General features: G+C 40.6%; 15 protein-coding genes. 5 read left to right on the forward strand and 10 right to left on the reverse strand.

The window, feature by feature from the left end:
• Positions 1 to 138 precede the first annotated feature (138 nt).
• Complete coding sequence (locus AKG98_RS12445; protein ID WP_067046185.1) at positions 139 to 1,260, reverse strand: phosphoserine transaminase; 1,122 nt, start codon at positions 1,258 to 1,260, stop codon at positions 139 to 141.
• Between the two features lie 176 nt (positions 1,261 to 1,436).
• On the opposite strand from AKG98_RS12445, the gene AKG98_RS12450 reads away from it, so the two are divergent.
• Complete coding sequence (locus AKG98_RS12450) at positions 1,437 to 1,832, forward strand: phnA protein (RefSeq protein WP_067046187.1); 396 nt, start codon at positions 1,437 to 1,439, stop codon at positions 1,830 to 1,832.
• Between the two features lie 102 nt (positions 1,833 to 1,934).
• Positions 1,935 to 3,125, forward strand: a complete 1,191-nt coding sequence (locus AKG98_RS12455) for an NAD(P)/FAD-dependent oxidoreductase (protein ID WP_067046189.1) — start codon at positions 1,935 to 1,937, stop codon at positions 3,123 to 3,125.
• A gap of 197 nt (positions 3,126 to 3,322) precedes the next feature.
• Here AKG98_RS12455 and AKG98_RS12460 read toward each other — a convergent pair whose 3' ends face one another.
• From AKG98_RS12460 to priA, 9 genes are all read right to left on the reverse strand, one after another.
• Entirely contained in the window at positions 3,323 to 4,366 is a 1,044-nt protein-coding gene (locus AKG98_RS12460) for a zinc-binding dehydrogenase (RefSeq protein WP_067046191.1), read from the reverse strand.
• 145 nt (positions 4,367 to 4,511) lie between these two features.
• Positions 4,512 to 6,080 carry a hypothetical protein gene (locus AKG98_RS12465; RefSeq protein WP_067046193.1) on the reverse strand — a complete coding sequence of 523 codons (1,569 nt, stop codon included), beginning with the start codon at positions 6,078 to 6,080 and terminating at the stop codon, positions 4,512 to 4,514.
• Between the two features lie 110 nt (positions 6,081 to 6,190).
• Positions 6,191 to 6,982 carry a Cof-type HAD-IIB family hydrolase gene (locus AKG98_RS12470; protein ID WP_067046194.1) on the reverse strand — a complete coding sequence of 264 codons (792 nt, stop codon included), beginning with the start codon at positions 6,980 to 6,982 and terminating at the stop codon, positions 6,191 to 6,193.
• A 69-nt stretch (positions 6,983 to 7,051) separates the two neighbouring features.
• Positions 7,052 to 8,077, reverse strand: coding sequence for an alpha/beta fold hydrolase (locus AKG98_RS12475; protein ID WP_067046196.1), 1,026 nt, complete (start codon positions 8,075 to 8,077; stop codon positions 7,052 to 7,054).
• A 429-nt stretch (positions 8,078 to 8,506) separates the two neighbouring features.
• Complete coding sequence (gene hslU / locus AKG98_RS12480) at positions 8,507 to 9,838, reverse strand: ATP-dependent protease ATPase subunit HslU (RefSeq protein ID WP_067046198.1); 1,332 nt, start codon at positions 9,836 to 9,838, stop codon at positions 8,507 to 8,509.
• 27 nt (positions 9,839 to 9,865) lie between these two features.
• Positions 9,866 to 10,390 (reverse strand): ATP-dependent protease subunit HslV, encoded by a 525-nt coding sequence (hslV, locus tag AKG98_RS12485; RefSeq protein ID WP_067046200.1) that lies wholly within the window; start codon positions 10,388 to 10,390, stop codon positions 9,866 to 9,868.
• Positions 10,391 to 10,543: 153 nt separating this feature from the next.
• Positions 10,544 to 11,086 (reverse strand): SPOR domain-containing protein, encoded by a 543-nt coding sequence (locus AKG98_RS12490; protein WP_067046202.1) that lies wholly within the window; start codon positions 11,084 to 11,086, stop codon positions 10,544 to 10,546.
• A gap of 3 nt (positions 11,087 to 11,089) precedes the next feature.
• Positions 11,090 to 12,844, reverse strand: coding sequence for an arginine--tRNA ligase (gene argS, locus AKG98_RS12495; protein WP_067046204.1), 1,755 nt, complete (start codon positions 12,842 to 12,844; stop codon positions 11,090 to 11,092).
• 98 nt (positions 12,845 to 12,942) lie between these two features.
• Positions 12,943 to 15,144, reverse strand: a complete 2,202-nt coding sequence (gene priA / locus AKG98_RS12500; RefSeq protein ID WP_067046206.1) for a primosomal protein N' — start codon at positions 15,142 to 15,144, stop codon at positions 12,943 to 12,945.
• A 231-nt stretch (positions 15,145 to 15,375) separates the two neighbouring features.
• On the opposite strand from priA, the gene rpmE reads away from it, so the two are divergent.
• From rpmE to AKG98_RS22470, 3 genes are all read left to right on the forward strand, one after another.
• Positions 15,376 to 15,588, forward strand: coding sequence for a 50S ribosomal protein L31 (gene rpmE, locus AKG98_RS12505; RefSeq protein ID WP_006034066.1), 213 nt, complete (start codon positions 15,376 to 15,378; stop codon positions 15,586 to 15,588).
• Between the two features lie 406 nt (positions 15,589 to 15,994).
• The gene (locus AKG98_RS12510; RefSeq protein WP_067046208.1) at positions 15,995 to 17,236 is read left to right on the forward strand and encodes a malic enzyme-like NAD(P)-binding protein; all 1,242 of its coding nucleotides are present in this window, start codon (positions 15,995 to 15,997) and stop codon (positions 17,234 to 17,236) included.
• Between the two features lie 293 nt (positions 17,237 to 17,529).
• On the forward strand, positions 17,530 to 18,614 hold a 1,085-nt coding region (locus AKG98_RS22470), incomplete at its 3' end, for an Ig-like domain-containing protein (protein WP_198155515.1).

The following is an 18,614-nucleotide window of genomic DNA, read 5'->3' on the forward strand; positions in this document are numbered from 1 at the left end:
GCCAAGCGCCAAATTAGAGAGAGCCGATATCAGCAATGGTATCGGCTTTTTTGTGTCTGCGATTTAAGTCCGCGACCGATAAAAAACCAGCCTACGGCTGGTTTTTGTGTATATTACGATGCGTAAATCGTAACATTATTATTGTTCATCTCGAACGCTTTCATAAGCCCAAACGAGCCAAGGTAATAGTAACTCGAGATCATGTGATTCTACCGTAGCTCCACACCAAATACGCAGCCCTGACGGCGCATCTTTATATGAGTTAATATCATAAGCAACGTGTTGCTGAGCTAATCGTTTACTGAATGCTTTTAACTGAGTATCGCTTAGCGTTAAACGTAAGCATACACTGGTATTCGATCTATATTCAGCTCGCTCTGCTAGAAAGTCAATCCATTCATGTTGGTCAACAAAGTTGGCCAAAATTGCTAAATTATTTTCAGAACGGCTAATTGCTGCGCTAGCCCCACCTATTGCGTCTACCCAGTTTAATGCATCTAAATAATCAGCTACGCATAGCATTGATGGGGTGTTAATTGTTGCGCCTGTAAAGATCCCTTCAATCAACTTACCATTTTTAGTTAAACGAAAGATCTTAGGTAATGGCCAAGGTGGTGTATAAGACTCTAAACGTTCAACCGCAGCAGGGCTCAGTATGATCATGCCATGAGCACCTTCACCACCTAATACCTTTTGCCAGCTGAATGTGGTTACATCGAGTTTCTCCCATGCCATCGGCATAGCAAATACAGCTGAGGTGGCGTCACAAATTGTTAAACCGGTGCGTTGGTCACTGATCCAGTCAGCATTCGGCACTTTAACGCCTGATGTTGTACCATTCCAAGTGAACACAATATCATGCTCTGGATTCGTCGTTGCTAAATCTGGAAGTTGGCCATAATCAGCGGTTATTGCATTCACATTACTAAGTTGCAGTTCATTTTTAATATCGCTGAACCAGCCTTTACCAAACGATTCCCAGTAGCAAACATCTACCGGTTTCTTTCCTAGCAATGACCATAACATCATCTCCATCGCGCCTGTATCTGAGGCCGGTACAATCGCGACTCGATAGTTCTCAGGAATATTTAATAATGCTTTGGTTCGCTCAATCGCTTGCTGTAGTGCCGCTTTACCGATATTAGAGCGGTGTGAACGACCGAGAGTACTTATATCCAGTTGTGCTAATTCATAGCCAGGACGCTTACTGCAAGGGCCTGAAGAAAAGTTTGGGTTCAGGGGTTTGTTAGTTGGGATCATTCGTTATTCCTTTACTAAAATGCTATCCATGTGAATCGATTATAGCAATCCACTAGTCATCTATGAAGTATTTAAACTCGTGATATTTTATAGCGTGTTTATTGCTGCTAACGTTTGCTATTCCTGACAAATAAACGTATTTTCAACACAGTTTAAATATATAGGAATTGAACATTATGGCTAAAGGCTTAGACAAACATCAACATAGAAAAGATGCATTAAATGCATTCGGTAAAAACTTAGCACGACGTGCGCGTTCGCATTGTGAAACATGTGATGCATCAGGTGTGAAACTAAATATTTTTGAAGTTGCGCCGGTACCGACAACCCCCGATTATGATGATTGCATTTTAATTTGTGATACTTGTAGTGAACAGCTTAACAACCCGAAACGTATTGATGCTGACCATTGGCGTTGTCTAAATAAATCAATGTGGTCTGAAGTTGCTATCGTACAAGTGACCGCGATCCGTATGTTACGTTTATTAGCTGACAAGCATGAATGGGCGGCAGATCTTGATGAAATGGCATACTTAGAGCCTGAAGTCGAAGAGCGTATTAACCAGCAATAATTAATCTCTCTATCTACTGACTGAAGTCGTTTGGGTATCTGGATAATTAATGCTATTCTGCGGCTCCATTTTTGTATTCTAGTTAAATTATAGAGGTCTTCGATGAGCCAAAGTTGTGATGTGGTAGTAATTGGTGGCGGTGCTGCAGGATTGATGTGTGCAGCAAGTGCTGGTTACCGAGGTCGCTCTGTATTGGTTCTCGATAATGCCAAGAAAGCGGGTCGTAAAATTTTAATTAGTGGCGGTGGTCGTTGTAATTTTACCAATAATGATCTTTCTACCGATGCTTTTATTTGCGCTAATCCGCATTTCGTCAAATCCGCATTAAGTCGTTATACTGCGTGGAACTTTATTGATATGGTCGAGCGCCATGGTATTGCTTATCATGAACGTGAACATGGACAGTTATTCTGTGACGACTCAGCAAAAGATATTGTTGATATGTTGCATACCGAATGTGATTGGGCCGGCGTGAAGATCCAATTACGCACTGAAATACTATCTATTGAAAAAACAGATGACGGTCGTTTTCATCTGCAAACCAGTCAAGGTCCTCTAAATTGTGAGTCCTTGGTTGTGGCGACTGGTGGGTTATCTATGCCTAAACTTGGGGCCACACCTTATGGTTATAAAATTGCAGAGCAGTTTGGTTTAAAAGTAAATGTAACGAAAGCGGGTCTTGTCCCATTTACGTTACAACAACATGATAAAGATAAATATGCCGATCTTTCGGGTGTCAGTTTACCTGCGCGTATTACAACAGAATCAGGTGTTAGCTTTAAAGAAGCTTTGTTGTTTACTCATCGTGGGCTGTCTGGACCATCAGTTCTGCAAGTATCATCTTACTGGAATCCAGGTGAAGCGATTAGCATTAACTTATTGCCAGATACTGAAATAACCGACACCTTAGCGAGCATGACTGAATCGAGTCCTAACCAAGCGTTAAAGACAGCATTAGCGCGTGTGCTACCTAAACGTCTTGTTGAGATATTCTATGCTGATGGGTTATTGCCTGAATGCACACTTAAGCAGTTACAGCATAAAGAGCTTAATGACATTTCAACACTCTTGCATAACTGGCAAGTAAAGCCGAATGGGACAGAGGGTTATCGTACCGCTGAAGTGACCTTAGGTGGTGTTGATACCAATGAACTTTCTTCGAAAACTATGGAAGCAAAAAAAACTGCGGGTTTATACTTTATTGGTGAAGTAATGGACGTAAGTGGTTGGTTAGGTGGATATAATTTTCAGTGGGCCTGGTCTTCAGGCTGGAGCTGTGGTCAGTTTGTGTAATTGCTTAAACGAATTGAACTGATCTATGTAATATAACAGCGTAATGGTCAGATAAAATCGACAACGTCCTCTAAATTAGTGAGGCTGCCGTTATTATACGGCCCTGATGTTTGTCGTGTACAATTTGATAATGTGATAGCGCTCATCACATTATCAAATGTCAGTTTTTTTATTTGAGTCATTATAGTGAGTAATAGTTAAGTGAACTTTAGGATCACTTTACCGTCACTTTTATTATTCGCATAATGATCAAGTGCACTTGAGAAGGTATCAAAGTTAAAGGTACCATAGATATCTGTCTGAAAAGTCCCTTCTGCGAATAGCTTCTGAACTTTTTTGCTTAGCGCATAAATATGCCATGGTTTTGATTTCGCAAAATAATTGGCCAGCCAGAAGCCTTCGATTTTTATATCTTTAAAAATAACATCGGATACACCAAATTGACCGCCAATTGGATCATGATTTTCGGTTAACCGACCATAAACGATGGCTGTTGAGCGCTTCGGCATTGCGTGAAGTATTTGCGGCGTATCCAGTGCGGCAACCGCGTCTAATAGCACAGTCGGTTTTATGCGTTGGCAAGCTTCGGTTAACTGTTGCTTATAATCGTCGGCAGTTGTTAACAATACGCAATCTGCTCCTAGCTTTTCTAACACATCGACATTGGAGGTACTACGGACTGTTGCTATGGTTTTTAGATTCTTCATTTTTGCATAACGAATCGCTCCTTTGCCGACTTGGCTGGCTGCAGCATTAATGATTACTGCTTTAGCTCCGAGTTCGATAGCGCGATCGATCATGCAAATCGATGTTAATGGATTGACGATAATTGTAGATGCTTGCTCATCGCTAATGTCTTTTCTTATTGGTAGGCAGTAATTGGCGCTCGTAATGGCATATTCAGCCCATACACCATCTAGACCTGGCACTGCAGACAATGATACCCGCTTACCTTCCAGCCATTTACCGTATAATCCAGCGTTGGCTTTTACGACAACGCCACAACCTTCAAACCCAACAAATGCAGAATCAACGGGCGCGATACCATATCGACCTAATAAGTATACTAGATCGGATGGATTGACTGGCGCAGCCAACATTTTGATTAATACCTGCCCTGATTTTAGTTTCGGTAGTGGCTTTTCTTTTAGCTCGATCCGTTGAGATGATGATGCTTGGCGATCATCAATTAATTTTAATGCAAAACCTTTATTGGTAGTGGGGTAAGTAAAATTTGACACATTAAGCCTATATAAGTAAAAGAATATAATAGGTTAATGTATATCATAGCCTTTAGAAATTATAAGTTAACTTTCAAGTTCTTACCAAATTTAACCATCTATTCTAATTTTTCGTAAATATAAGTTTGTTATATCGTGTCGAGATTTATTTTATATGGATACTATTCTCTGCGGTCAGCGAGTTGCTCATTAGCAGCACTTGTGTAAATTGGTCTATTTTCGCCTGTTGACCATTAGTGACCTTGGTTGGGTAACTGATCCCATCAAAGTCTAGTTGCTGCCAGCTTTGATTTTTTTTAATTAATAAACTTTGCCATTGATGTTGTTGTGTTTTACTTATCTGGATAGGGGCTTGGACTTGCGCTATACGGCTGATAAATTTATAACGGTTTAATTTATTCTCGAATACTAATAAAACACAGCCATCATTTTTACACCAGTCGAGCATGACTAATAAGTCTTTATTGCCGTCTCCATTTAAGTCATATTCGCTAAACCAATATTTTGACTTATCTGTTTTGGTCCTATGCATCGCAAAATAACGTTTGACGGCCTTGTTGATTGCGGGAGTACTTACGGTTGGAGAGGCAATTGTTTCAGATTGGAACAGCCGGATTTTAGAGTTCGGTTCTATTGTAGTAAATGATTCAATTTTAATCTCATCCGTCATCCTATCGAGTGTCAGTAGTGCCCCATTAAAGCTATATTTCTTATTGTCCCGCCATTGTTGGCTTGCTTGTAATCTGACTCCATCACGTCGGAAGTGATAGATAACATTGGCTTTTTTACCTTGATGCTGAGTGAGTAATAGTTTTAGACCCGATGAGCCATAGAGATGCCAATAACCGCGGCTGCGTTGAATTTTACCATTGCGATAGTGATATTTTACGTTAGCTTGATGGTTTTCTGTAAGCGCGAGTTCAATCGTGACATTGTTATTTTTATAACGATAATCACCAAGCCAATCTTGCGTATTTTCTTGCTGATTAGGGTATTTTCCACAGCCTTTAATTTGTGTTGTCTTTATAAATAATTTGGTTCTGTACTGCCAATAATTATTCTTGTTATCAATACAGCCGTTACCTGTAAAAGATATATTGAGCGATTCACCGTTGTTGTTCTGTGTTTCAACAAATGCCTTTAAACCTTTCGTGATAACACTTTTTTTAATCGCCGATTTACTGTTCAAGTCTTTAATGATGAATGTAAATATGTTGTCTTGGCCGTAACCAACCCAGTTCTGCTCTGTGCCGATGACTTCAAAATTGGGTGCTGTGGTTGTTATACGACAAGCGCTATCATTTTTATTGGCTAAATAATGCAGCTGTTCAACACTGATGACAGCACGCTGGTGAGTCGGATTTCGTGATTGATTTATTTGGCCTTCAAACTCGATATAGGCATTGCCTTGATTTAAGCGCTTCATTTGAGTTAATAAATGATTGTTAGGCTGGAGGTTAAATACGTCATCATTGTGGCATAAACGTATGGTGCGTTGCTTTGCTGTTATTGTGACGATACCACTGAAGTTAGCGTATTTGGCTGGAATAATAGCATTTTTATTTTTTATTGAGGAGTGTGAGTTTAGCGCTGGCTCTGGTGTTTTTTGCTTGGTGGCGTTTAGCGAGTAGAGACTGTCCTCTATAATTGGGTGGTGCTGTTGCGCACAGCCAGTGATTATAAACAGGCAGAGATAGGTCATAACTCGAAGCATAATTCATCCTTGATATCGAGGTCTTATTAAATTATTTGTTGCTAACCAGTTACCGAGAGTTCCTTTCAGGGCAACTAATTCTAATTTATTATGCAGTTGGCTGTTATTAACTACAATATATTTTTTTCAATATAATGGGCTACGCCGTCTTCTGCGGAATGACCTATCATTTCAAAGTCGGGTAGTGCAGCTTTAAGCATGACTGAAGCATTACCCATGATTAACCCTTTATCGACGGCTTGTAGCATCTCCACATCATTCATGCCATCGCCAAACGCAATTGTTTCTGCCATGGTGAAGCCTTTTATTTTAAGCACTTCAGTCAGTGCTTCAGCCTTATTGACCTTGATGTCCATCACTTCTAGGCATTCAGGTAGCGAGAACGAAACGTTGAGTTGTGCGCTGTATTGCGCGTTAATTTGCGCGGCTAGTTGCACAAGATCGTCATGGGGTCCGCAGAAAAAGAATTTCGCGATACCTGTTTTTTCTAATGTCGAGAGATCGACTACTTGGTAGCAAAATGTAGAATCTTGACTAAAGCTGAGGATCTCTGGATTAGGCTTATTCACAAACCATTCGTTATCACGGTAAATATTAGCTTGAATAGTTTCAGGTAACTCAATTTCAACAATTTTTTGTGCTATATCTGCTGGCACATTTTTACTGTAAATCAGTTCACCTTTGTTGTTATGCACTCTCGCTCCATTGGAGGTGATGAGATAAATTTCAGCATCAATGGTTTTTCTGATCGCTTCGACGTCGACATTGTGACGGCCTGTGGCAATGATAAATTTTTTGCCTTGCTTCAGTAGTTTGTGAATGGTGATTTTGGTTTGCTCTGAGACTATATGTGCAGGTGTCAGTAGCGTACCATCTAAATCAGAAACGATAACTTTATACATCTTAACCTCAATATTGACTTTATTTTATTTAAAAGAGTTCTACCGTGATTACTGTCCGTAGTAATTGATTTAATGTTTGGCAAAATAATTTAACGCAACTGTGAGCGCCGGGATCCTAAAAATATCCGTTTCTAAGAATAACTCGTGTGCAGCACCAGGGATCAAAACTGGTTCTGCAGGTTGGTGTTGATTTTTTTCATGGCTTAATGCGCGACAGAATTGCTGTTGTGCTTCAGCAAGTACCACTTCATCACCGCCAGCTTGTAAGACCAATGTTGGGGTTTTAATGTCACCCGCGTATTGGATCGCGCGACGACAGGCTTTGATACTTTGCTGTAGCCAGTTAATCGTTGGTCCACCTAATTGCGTTTGTGGGTAAAATCCATAACTACGACGGAAAATATCAAATCGTAGTGGACTGTGCGTCAGTTGATTATTTTCAAAAGGCGAATGGGCAAAGTCACCTTTACCTGGCGCATAAAAAGATTCGGTATGAATAATTTTATTAACGATATGCATCGCTCGGCTATAAACATTTGCTATTGGACGGGGTATTTGACCAAAATTGATCCCAAACATCGGTGATGCTAGCACTGCCGCATCAAAGTCATGGTGATAGCTTTGTAAGTATAAACTACCAATTGCGCCGCCCATGGAATGGCATAATAAATATTGTTTACTGTGTTGGGTTGGGCTAATGACTTTATCGATAAATAATTTTAAATCGGTGACGTAATCACGAAAATGTTCAACATGGCCTTTATGCAGGTTTTTCAGTAATCGATCTGACATGCCTTGACCACGATGGTCTACGCAATATACTGAGTAACCTTGTTTGCAAAAGTCATAAATTAGTTCGCGAAATTTTTGATAAGATTCAGAACGCCCGCCTAAGAGCACAATTGCAGGACCGGTTTTATTGATTACCGCCGATGCATAACGTAGCGTTACGTTATCAACACCTTGCAGTGAATGCTCGGTGATAGTCGCATCCCAAAACTGTGAAATTTCATCATTATATTTATCTGCAAGTTGTGATTCAGTGGTTAAATTATACGGATTATCAAATTCGACACATGGGTATTTACTGGGCATGGTTGCAGGAGCTTCTTATTAGTTTTATCTGTGAACGTCTGTTACTAGACTACCATAATTTAATTAACAAAATGGTGACTTAAATTGTGCTGGATATATTTATCGTCAATTAAGGCCAAACTAGGTTGGTAATTAGTGAAAGCTAAACTAATCTTATTGAATTGAGAATCGGTGAATTTTGACATCATATTTCGACAACTCAGAGGGCTGCTAATGAAACGTTCTAGGCTTAAGAAGAAACTTAATTCACTTCGACGGATTCGTTGTCATTGGTGTCAACTTACCGAAAAGCTTAAACCGATAGAGGCTAGTCAAAGTGCATTGCTACACAGACGTTAGTGTTTGTGAATTTTTACGATAAAAAAGGCGCTTATCATAAGCGCCTTTTTGCTTTAGTCTGCTCGATTATAGCCTATCGCTAGGCGTAGATTAAAGAATATAACGACTTAAATCTTCATCTTCTACGAGTTCGTCTAGGTATTTACTTACGTAATCACCATCGACTACCAGTTTTTCGCCATTTTTATCTGATGCATCGAATGAAATTTCTTCCATTAAACGTTCCATTACTGTGTGTAAACGACGCGCACCGATGTTTTCGGTTTTTTCGTTGACGTTCCACGCTGCGTTAGCGATACCATCAATACCTTCTGAGGTGAAATTAACGTCCACACCTTCCGTTTTTAGCATTGCAGTATATTGTTCTGTTAATGATGCGTTTGGCTCAGTCAGAATACGGACAAAATCTTCTGCTTTAAGCGCATCTAATTCAACACGGATTGGTAGGCGTCCTTGTAACTCAGGGATCAGATCTGACGGTTTCGATACTTGGAAAGCACCTGATGCGATGAATAATATGTGATCTGTTTTCACCATGCCGTGTTTGGTTGTGACTGTTGAACCTTCGATAAGCGGTAATAAATCACGTTGTACACCTTCGCGTGAGACACCCCCGTCATTTGAATCGCTGCGTTTACAGATTTTATCGATTTCATCAAGGAATACGATACCGTTATTCTCTACGGCATAAATTGCTTTTTCTTTTAATTCTTCAGGATTTACGAGTTTTGCTGCTTCGTCTTCAACAAGTTGTTTGAACGCTTCTTTTACTTTCATCTTACGTGTTTTAGTCGTTGAACCGCCGGATAAATTTTGGAACATTCCTTGTAATTGATTAGTCATCTCTTCCATACCTGGAGGCGCCATGATCTCAACACCCATTTGTGGTGCGGCAAGTTCGATATCAATTTCTTTGTCGTCTAATTTACCTTCGCGTAGCTTTTTACGGAAGATTTGACGGGTATTATCATTGCTGGCTTTTTCTTCTTCGCCCCAGTTATTGCGTGGGTTAGGCAGTAAAGCATCAAGTACACGATTTTCAGCATTTTCTTCTGCTCGAACATGGTATTTCTTCATTTCTTGTTCGCGTGTTAATTTTACCGCAACATCGGTTAAGTCTTTGATGATTTGTTCAACTTCTTTACCTACATAGCCAATTTCAGTAAATTTAGTTGCTTCAACTTTGATAAAGGGTGCGTTAGCTAGCTTGGCTAAACGACGCGCGATTTCTGTTTTACCAACACCAGTTGGACCGATCATTAAAATATTTTTTGGTGATACTTCTTGACGAAGCTCTGGATCTAACTGCATGCGGCGCCAGCGGTTACGTAGGGCAATAGCGACAGCACGTTTGGCATTTTGTTGCCCGATAATATGGCGGTCTAGTTCTGAAACGATTTCTCTGGGAGTCATTGACGACATAATAAGCTTCCTTTAATTCGGTAAAATTTAGTAATCGATAGTTTCAATAGTGTGGAAACCGTTGGTGAATACACAGATATTACCTGCAATAGTCAGGGATTTTTTAGCAATCTCTTCAGCGTCTAATTCAGTATTTTCTAATAATGCCATTGCTGATGCTTGTGCAAAATTACCACCCGAGCCGATAGCAATAAGATCATTTTCTGGTTGTACTACGTCGCCATTACCGGTGATGATGAAAGAACTTTTTTTATCAGCTACAGCCAATAAGGCTTCTAAATTACGTAGCATTTTGTCGGTGCGCCAATCTTTAGCAAGCTCTACAGCGGCACGCTCTAGGTTACCTTGGTGAGCTTGTAATTTAGCTTCAAAGCGTTCGATGAGGGTAAATGCGTCAGCAGTAGCACCGGCAAAACCAGCGACAACTTGGCCATTGTATAAACGGCGCACTTTTCTTGCGTTGCCTTTCATTACCGTGTTGCCAAGAGAAACTTGTCCGTCTCCGGCCATTACGACTTTGCCTTCACGGCGTACAGATACAATAGTAGTCACGATAAACTCCACTCTAAATTAAGCGCAGCTGGTTGCAGTTAGCTACGCTTCATTATGTTAGGTAAAAAATGCTAGGTAAAAAAAACGCCTCATATGATATGAAGCGATTTCATTACAATATACAAACTAAGGTGGGTATATATCTTTAGTTTTTCAAGGCTTCCACTGCCAAATTTCACAAGTTGTGACACCTGCGCGTTTAATTTTGTGGCGTTCTTTTTCTGCAACACGCTTACGTTCGTAAGGACCTAAAACCACGCGATACCAGTTACCTGTGTGGCGAATGTTGGCAGTGTAGCCTTGAAAGGCTATTGTTGCTTTCATCGCTTCAGCTTGTGATTGTTGACGGAACGAACCACATTGCATTTGATAACGAATACCTGTGTCTTGCTGTGGTGGTATTTCGACAATGACTTCTTTTTCTTGTAAGTCTTGTGGATATTGCCACACTTCTTTTGGCTTTTCGGGTAATGGTTTTACCGTTAGCTTTTTCGGTTGCGTTTGTTTTACTGGTTCTGGCGCTGATTTTTCTGCGGTGCCACTGATTTGAGCTAAAAAATAGCCCAAGCCAATCGCAAGCAATAAGAACAACAAGATAGCCAACACTGGGCGTTTCTTTTTAGCAGGTGGTGCCTTTTTAGCACCCCGTTTTTTTCTCGGCTTCGGGGCGTGCCCCGCGTAATCCTTACGAGCCATAATTTACATACGTTCCAAAGTTTCAATGCCTAGTAGATCTAGACCTTGTTTAAGCGTTTTAGCTGTTAACTGCGCCAATTTTAGACGGCTTAGTTTAATCGCTTCATCTTCAGTACTCAAGATTGGACAAGCTTCATAGAAACTTGAGAATATACCCGCCAGTTCGAACAGGTAAGTACATAATGTATTTGGTGTCGCACGTTTTGCTACTTGATGAACAATCTCGTTAAACTGAATAAGTTTACCAGCTAGCTCTTGCTCTTTATCTTCGTTCAGTTGTACTTTCGCTGTTGCTAATTTTGCGACTGTTTCGGCATCGACTTTATTGAAGATACTGCCAACACGTGTACAAGCGTAAAGTAGGTAAGGTGCTGTATTACCTTCAAAACTTAACATTGAGTCAAAGTTGAAGATGTAGTCACTGCTACGGTTCTTCGATAAATCTGCGTATTTAACTGATGAGATACCCACAACACGCGCGATGTGTTTGAGTTCATCTTCTGCAAGATTTGGGTTCTTCGATTTTACGAGAGCGTAAGCACGTTCTTCGGCTTCGGTTAATAGATCAACCAGTTTTACTGTGCCTCCTGAACGGGTTTTGAATGGGCGGCCATCTGCACCGTTCATGGTACCAAAACCAAGGTGTTCCAGTGATGTTTCTGGTTTAACGAAACCGGCTTTTTGTACTACTGAGAATACTTGTTGGAAATGCAGCGCTTGACGTTGGTCAACAAAGTACATAATACGGTTAGCATTGAGTTTCTGCTGACGGAAACGCATTGCGGCAAGGTCTGTTGTTGCGTAAAGGAAACCTCCACCATTTTTCTGGATGATAACGGGTAGTGGGTCGCCGTCTTTATTCTTAAACTCATCTAAGAATACGCATTTAGCGCCGTTTGATTCTGTGAGTAGACCTTGTGCTTCAAGTTCGTTAACAATGTTGTGTAGGTCGCTGTTATAGAAGCTTTCGCCACGCACGTCTTCACGTGTTAGTTTCACGTTTAGGCGTTTGTAGATGTCATGACAGTGTGCAAGTGACACATCATTAAATTCTTGCCATAGTTTATTACAATCTTCATCACCGGATTGTAGCATTACTACCATTTCACGAGCGCGAGTTGCAAAATCTTCAGATTCGTCGAAACGACCTTTTGCTGCACGATAGAATACTTCTAGGTCAGAAAGTTGCATGCTGATTTCTGCATTTTCAGCGCGTTTTTCTTCCATGTATGCGAGTAGCATACCGAACTGAGTGCCCCAATCACCAACGTGGTTTTGACGAATTACGTTATGACCAAGTAGTTCAAGAGTACGTGCAACTGAATCACCAATGATTGATGAACGTAAGTGACCTACGTGCATTTCTTTGGCTAGATTCGGTGATGATAAATCAACAACGACATTGTCTGGTGTTGTTGTTTTTTGTACTGAAAGGTTTTCGTCTTCAAGTGCAATATCAATCTGTTGCGCTAACCAGTTTTGGTTTAAGAAGATGTTGATGAAACCTGGGCCTGCGATTTCAGTGCGACTTACTAAGTCTGATTCAGGTAGGTTATCAATGATCAATTGAGCTAACTCACGTGGGTTCTTCTTCGCTGGTTTTGCCATCATCATAGCTAAATTTGTTGCTAAATCACCATGAGCTTTATCGCGGGTACGATCTACTGCGATGCGTGGTTGTGCATCTGCAGGAATGATTTGTTGTTCTTTTAAGATCGTAACTGTCTGCTCTAGCAGCTGTATAATATGCTCTTTCATGGATTCTCTTAACTAGCAATGATGAATGAAATAGACCGATCATTTTAGCGTGATTAGGGGCATTTGACTAGCTAATCAACGGATAAATGCCGATATCCTTACAACATTTCAGTTGGATCTACGTCTAATGACCAACGGGCTTTACGTGCAGACTTTAATGCTTCTATTTTGGGCATTATTTGACGTAATAGGTGAGTGATGTGCTGACGTTGTGGACTTTGTAGCAATAGTTGTAAACGGTACTTACCCGCACGTTTCTCCATGGGGGCTGGCATCGGACCTAAGCAAAGCAGTTGCGGATTGTGGTTATGTTCTTGAACAAGTTGTTTTATCTCTGCTAAAAAGGCATTGGCATCACTGAATTGATGCGCTTCAGCACGGAACAAGGCTTGAAAGCTATAAGGCGGTAAATTGGCCATTGAACGGGCATGTAATGCTGTTTGAGCAAAGTGGCTGTAACCATTATTAATAAGGTCTTGAATTAACTCGTGTTCAGGATGATGGGTCTGAATTGCCACTTGACCTTGTTTGGCGGCGCGTCCTGCTCGACCTGATACTTGCACAAACAGTTGCGCGAGTTTTTCAGGGGCGCGGAAATCACTGCTAAACAGGGCGCTGTCCACATCAATGAGTCCGACCAAGGTGACATCGGGAAAGTGATGACCTTTGGCGAGCATTTGCGTGCCAATTAGGATCCGGAATTCTCGCTTACGCACGGCTTCTAATGATTTTTCTAAACTGCCTTTACGGCTGGTACTATCTCGGTCAATACGAATAATCGGGTATTGTGGGAAGTGGGTATTGAGCATGGCCTCTAACTGCTCAGTACCAAAACCGGCGGTCATTATCTCATTGGAATTACAGCTCGGACAACGACGTGGTTTAGGAAACTGTTCGTCGCAATGATGACAATGCAATATATTGCGCGATTGATGATAGGTGTAATAGGTATTACAGCGCTGACATTCTGCCATCGAACCACAGGTATGACACATGACGGCGGGTGCATAACCGCGCCGGTTGAGAAATAACAGGACTTGATTACCAGCGGCTAAATGGGTTGCCATTAATGCCATGAACTCAGCAGAGAGACCAGAGTCTAAGGACTGATTTTTAATGTCGATCAGGTGGTGGGTCGGCATTTGCGCATTACCCGCACGTTGGGTTAGCTGCAAATGACGATATTTACCTGTCATGGCATTGTGCAGCGTTTCTAACGCAGGGGTGGCAGAACCTAATACCACGGCAATGTTATTCCGCTGGGCTCTGACGATAGCCAGATCGCGGGCATGATAACGAAATGTTTCTTGCTGTTTTAACGACCCATCATGCTCTTCATCAATAATGATCACCCCTAAATCATGCATGGGAGTAAATATCGCCGACCGTGTACCTATCACGATACCAGCGACCCCGGCTTGGGCTTCAAGCCAAGCCTCACGGCGCTCCGCATCATTTAAACCTGAGTGCAAGGCGACGATAGGCACATTGAAACGACGCTTAAAGCGTGAAATAGTCTGTGGCGTAAGACCGATTTCAGGGACTAATACCAGTGCTTGTTTACCGGTTTTTAATACTTTTTCGATGACATTGAGATAAACTTCGGTTTTACCACTGCCGGTAACACCATCAAGTAAATAAGTGGCAAAGTGGTTAATATCAATAGCCGCTATCGTAATTGCTTGTTCGGTATTGAGGGTGGGGCGATTATCACTAATAACCAGATTCTGGCGCCAGTGTTGCGCATCGTTATCTTGGATTTTAATGTATTCTTGGCTAATAAACCCTTTGTCTTGTAATGCTTTGATGGTGGTTGATTTTATATTGGCTAATTTTAAGTGTGATTGGGTTAACCCCGTTTCAGCCAGTAACTTGATGGTTTGTAATTGCGCTGGGGTTAAACGATTTAATTCCTGAGCCGTTAAGTCATGGGCACTATCGGTTAACTGCCAGAATGTGTAACTGTTTAACTTGGCTGATTCTAACTTTCGTAACAATACCGGTAAGGCTTGGGCGATCACTTCACCAATAGGGTAATGGTAATAATCAGCGCACCAATTGAAAAAAGCTAACATGTCAGCCGATAAAATGGCGTTGTCATCGAGTACATTGATAATCGGTTTGAGTTTTGCCAGCGGAAATTCACTGTCGTTTTTAGTTGCTAGGGCAATACCAATTAATTGCTTATTCATAAAGGGCACACAGATCCGCATGCCGGGTTGAATGTGCGCATCATCAGGGTAAATATAATCAAAGGTTCTGTTTAAATGAACGGGAACGGCAACGGCGACAACTGGCATTTACTCAACTCTCTTTTACGGGCTAAATCTGTACTTCGGTAAACAGTTTACGGCTGTTAACTAGGTAATGTCTTGATATTTTCTATTTAATGTTCTAATTGCAGTTTATTTATGCATCAGCTATTGATATTTAGGGGCAAGATCCTATATTATTCGCAGCCTAAAAATTCTATAACTTTATGTGGTGTCTGGCAGTGTTTCAGATGGCGACATAACTAAATTGAGGTTTCTATGAAACAAGGTATCCACCCAGAATACGCGGCTATGGAAGCAAAATGTTCATGCGGTAACATTTTCGCTGTTGGTTCAACTCGCGGTAAAAACATCACGCTAGACGTATGTTCAAACTGTCACCCATTCTACACTGGTAAGCAACGTAATGTTGATACTGGTGGTCGTGTTGACAAATTCAACAAGCGTTTTGGCGCTCTTGCTGCAAAATAAGAATTGTATTTATACAATTTTTTGTAGTAACTCAAAAAGGTACCTTCGGGTGCCTTTTTTTATACCTGAAAAACAGTTTTAAACAATTATAAAACTTAGATTTAACCTTCTATTTTTCATTTGCCTAAAAATGATCGTCTAAAATTACTGAATCATATAAAAATAAACACTTCATACCAGTGCAAAGGTAGAATAAACAACTTAAATTAATGTAGAATCATGCTAACAATATTATTAGCTCGTTTAGCTCAGTATAAAAAAAAAGTGTCATGTGTTAAATTAAAGTTAAATATTAGTGTTACATTCGGTTGTTATTTTCATTCCCCCAACGTTGTTTCTTACACCTTAGTTATTCTCGAATTAAGGCGGTGAGTTATGTGCATTCATTTAATTCAGGATATTGAGTATGTCAGACTTTAGACAGCAAGCATTAGATTATCACGCGAACCCTAAACCAGGTAAAATTGCTATTCAACTTACTACATCAGCAGAAACCGCCGATGATCTTTCTCTAGCATATAGCCCTGGTGTCGCAGAACCAGTGCGTGAAATTGCTGCTAATCCTGACGATGCTTACAAATATACGGCTAAAGGTAACTTAGTGGCCGTGATCACTAACGGTACTGCGATTTTAGGTCTTGGTAATTTAGGCCCACTGGCTTCAAAACCGGTAATGGAAGGTAAAGCACTACTATTCAAGCGCTTTGCAGATATCGATTCGATTGATATTGAAGTGAAACACCGAACGACAGAAGAATTTATTGATACAGTTGCCAATATTGCCGATACATTCGGTGGTATTAATCTCGAAGATATTAAAGCGCCAGAATGCTTTGAAATTGAAAAAGCGTTAATTGCGCGTTGTCAGATCCCGGTATTCCATGACGATCAGCACGGTACTGCAATCGTAACAGCTGCAGGTATGATTAATGCGCTAGATATTCAAGGTAAAGACATCACAGAAGTGATTATTGTTTGTATGGGCGCTGGCGCTGCTGCAATTGCATGTATGGAATTATTAATTTCATGTGGCGCACAACGTGAAAAAATCTACATGTTAGATCGTAAAGGTGTGATCCACACACGTCGTGATGACATTAACGAATATAAGCAACGTTTTGCTAATAATACTGATAAACGTACATTGCAAGATGCAATTAACGGTGCTGACGTATTTGTTGGTGTATCAGGTCCAAATGTATTGTCTGCTGACGATGTTAAATTAATGGCCGATAATCCAATTATTTTTGCATGTTCGAATCCTGATCCAGAAATTAAACCTGAATTGGCTCACGCGGCACGTCAAGATTTGATCATGGCAACGGGTCGTTCTGATTATCCAAATCAAGTGAATAACGTACTGTGTTTTCCATTCATCTTCCGTGGTGCATTAGACGTACGTGCGAGTGTGATTAATGAAGCGATGAAAGTAGCCGCTGTTCATGCTATTCGTGAGATTGCGAAAGAAGAAGTGCCACCGTCAGTATTGGCCGCATCGGGTGTGGAATCATTAAAGTTTGGTACTGAGTACATTATTCCAAAACCAATGGACCCACGTTTATTGCCCCGCGTTGCACGCGCTGTTGCATTAGCCGCGGTTGAAACCGGTGTTTCACGTATCGAACTACCAGATAATTATATGCTGTAACTATATAATCACTGTATTCAGCACGGATATTCCGTGCTGTTATCCTAAAGCGTAACAGGTTCGTCAAGCTTGTTGTGTTAGCTGCACATATCAATTGCATCTGTATTTATAGAATCTCCTCCTAATAACAATTCCCTTTAAACCTATGTCATCGCCACGTAAACATCATTTTTCTATATGTAATTATTTTTTATTTTAACATTGTAAGGCAATGTAAGCGAAGGTGTCTCCTGTGGATGGTAAAGGTGTAAAATTCTAAATGTCTTGTTATCTATTGAATTATGGAGAGTTTTTTGAATAAATTAATCAAGAGTTTAGTTTTTTGTTTTCCACTTTTATTAACCGCATGCGGTTCAGATGAGTCTACCACTGTAGAAAGTGGTACACACTCAAGTTCAAACAATGGTACACACTCAAGTTCAAACAATGGCACACACTCAAGTTCAAACAATGGTACACACTCAAGTTCAAACAATGGTACACACTCAAGTTCGAACCATGGGACTATTTCCATTGAAGATACAACAATAACGTTGAATCAGGGGGGCAGTCATAGTAGTGACCTCAATACGACAGGGACAAAAGATCTTAGATGGTCGATAAAAAATAAGAGTAAACACGGTTCGGCGACGTTAACACAATCAGGAAGATTAACGTATGAGCCAAGATCTGACTTTTCTGGCACTGATACGATAACGGTATCGGTTACCGATGATGTAAACACCGCTACTGCAATTATTACTTTTAAGGTTATACAAAAAGTAAAGACGTTTATTTCTATCTCGGACACAACCAAAGCGTTAAATCAGGGAGAAAGCTATACTGCCAATCTGAATACGGCAGGTATAAAAGGTCTTAAATGGTCGATAGTAGAACAGAGCATACACGGCACCGTTACGCTAACAGCATCTGGAAAGTTCGTATATAAGCCTAAACCCAAATTTTATGGCAGTGATAAGGTAACGGTATCAGTTACTGACGATGTTAATAGCGATACAGCAACGTTTACGTTTGTGGTTAATAAAAGAGAAAATACGGCACCAGTAATAGAAGGGAAAACGGAATTTTCATCTTCCTGGCAAACAATTAATAATCAAATAATCGCAAACGATAAAGAGGGCGATAAATTAAATTTCTATATTGAAGACACTTTCGTTAAGCCTAGTTATATTGAGTTCTCAATAGAGCCAAGTGGTAAATTTACATATAAAAATACTCTGAATTACTCTAGAACAGTAATAATCCCAATTGTTGTTTCTGACGGTGTAAATTCTACAGCAACGGATATCACCTTCATTACATACCAAGGCTCAACAAATACGTTTATTTCTATCTCGGACACAACCAAAGCGTTAAATCAGGGAGAAAGCTATACTGC

The sequence above is a fragment of the Moritella sp. JT01 genome (assembly GCF_001574435.1).
Lineage (GTDB): Bacteria > Pseudomonadota > Gammaproteobacteria > Enterobacterales > Moritellaceae > Moritella.

Bases quoted from the DNA above. Each gene is read 5' to 3' on its own strand.
- rpmE (WP_006034066.1), top strand. From the start codon at position 15,376: ATGAAACAAGGTATCCACCCAGAATACGCGGCTATGGAAGCAAAATGT.
- argS (WP_067046204.1), bottom strand. From the start codon at position 12,844: ATGAAAGAGCATATTATACAGCTGCTAGAGCAGACAGTTACGATCTTA.
- AKG98_RS12455 (WP_067046189.1), top strand. From the start codon at position 1,935: ATGAGCCAAAGTTGTGATGTGGTAGTAATTGGTGGCGGTGCTGCAGGA.
- AKG98_RS12445 (WP_067046185.1), bottom strand. From the start codon at position 1,260: ATGATCCCAACTAACAAACCCCTGAACCCAAACTTTTCTTCAGGCCCT.
- AKG98_RS12490 (WP_067046202.1), bottom strand. From the start codon at position 11,086: ATGGCTCGTAAGGATTACGCGGGGCACGCCCCGAAGCCGAGAAAAAAA.
- AKG98_RS12450 (WP_067046187.1), top strand. From the start codon at position 1,437: ATGGCTAAAGGCTTAGACAAACATCAACATAGAAAAGATGCATTAAAT.
- priA (WP_067046206.1), bottom strand. From the start codon at position 15,144: ATGCCAGTTGTCGCCGTTGCCGTTCCCGTTCATTTAAACAGAACCTTT.
- AKG98_RS12475 (WP_067046196.1), bottom strand. From the start codon at position 8,077: ATGCCCAGTAAATACCCATGTGTCGAATTTGATAATCCGTATAATTTA.
- AKG98_RS12465 (WP_067046193.1), bottom strand. From the start codon at position 6,080: ATGCTTCGAGTTATGACCTATCTCTGCCTGTTTATAATCACTGGCTGT.
- AKG98_RS12510 (WP_067046208.1), top strand. From the start codon at position 15,995: ATGTCAGACTTTAGACAGCAAGCATTAGATTATCACGCGAACCCTAAA.
- hslU (WP_067046198.1), bottom strand. From the start codon at position 9,838: ATGTCGTCAATGACTCCCAGAGAAATCGTTTCAGAACTAGACCGCCAT.
- AKG98_RS12470 (WP_067046194.1), bottom strand. From the start codon at position 6,982: ATGTATAAAGTTATCGTTTCTGATTTAGATGGTACGCTACTGACACCT.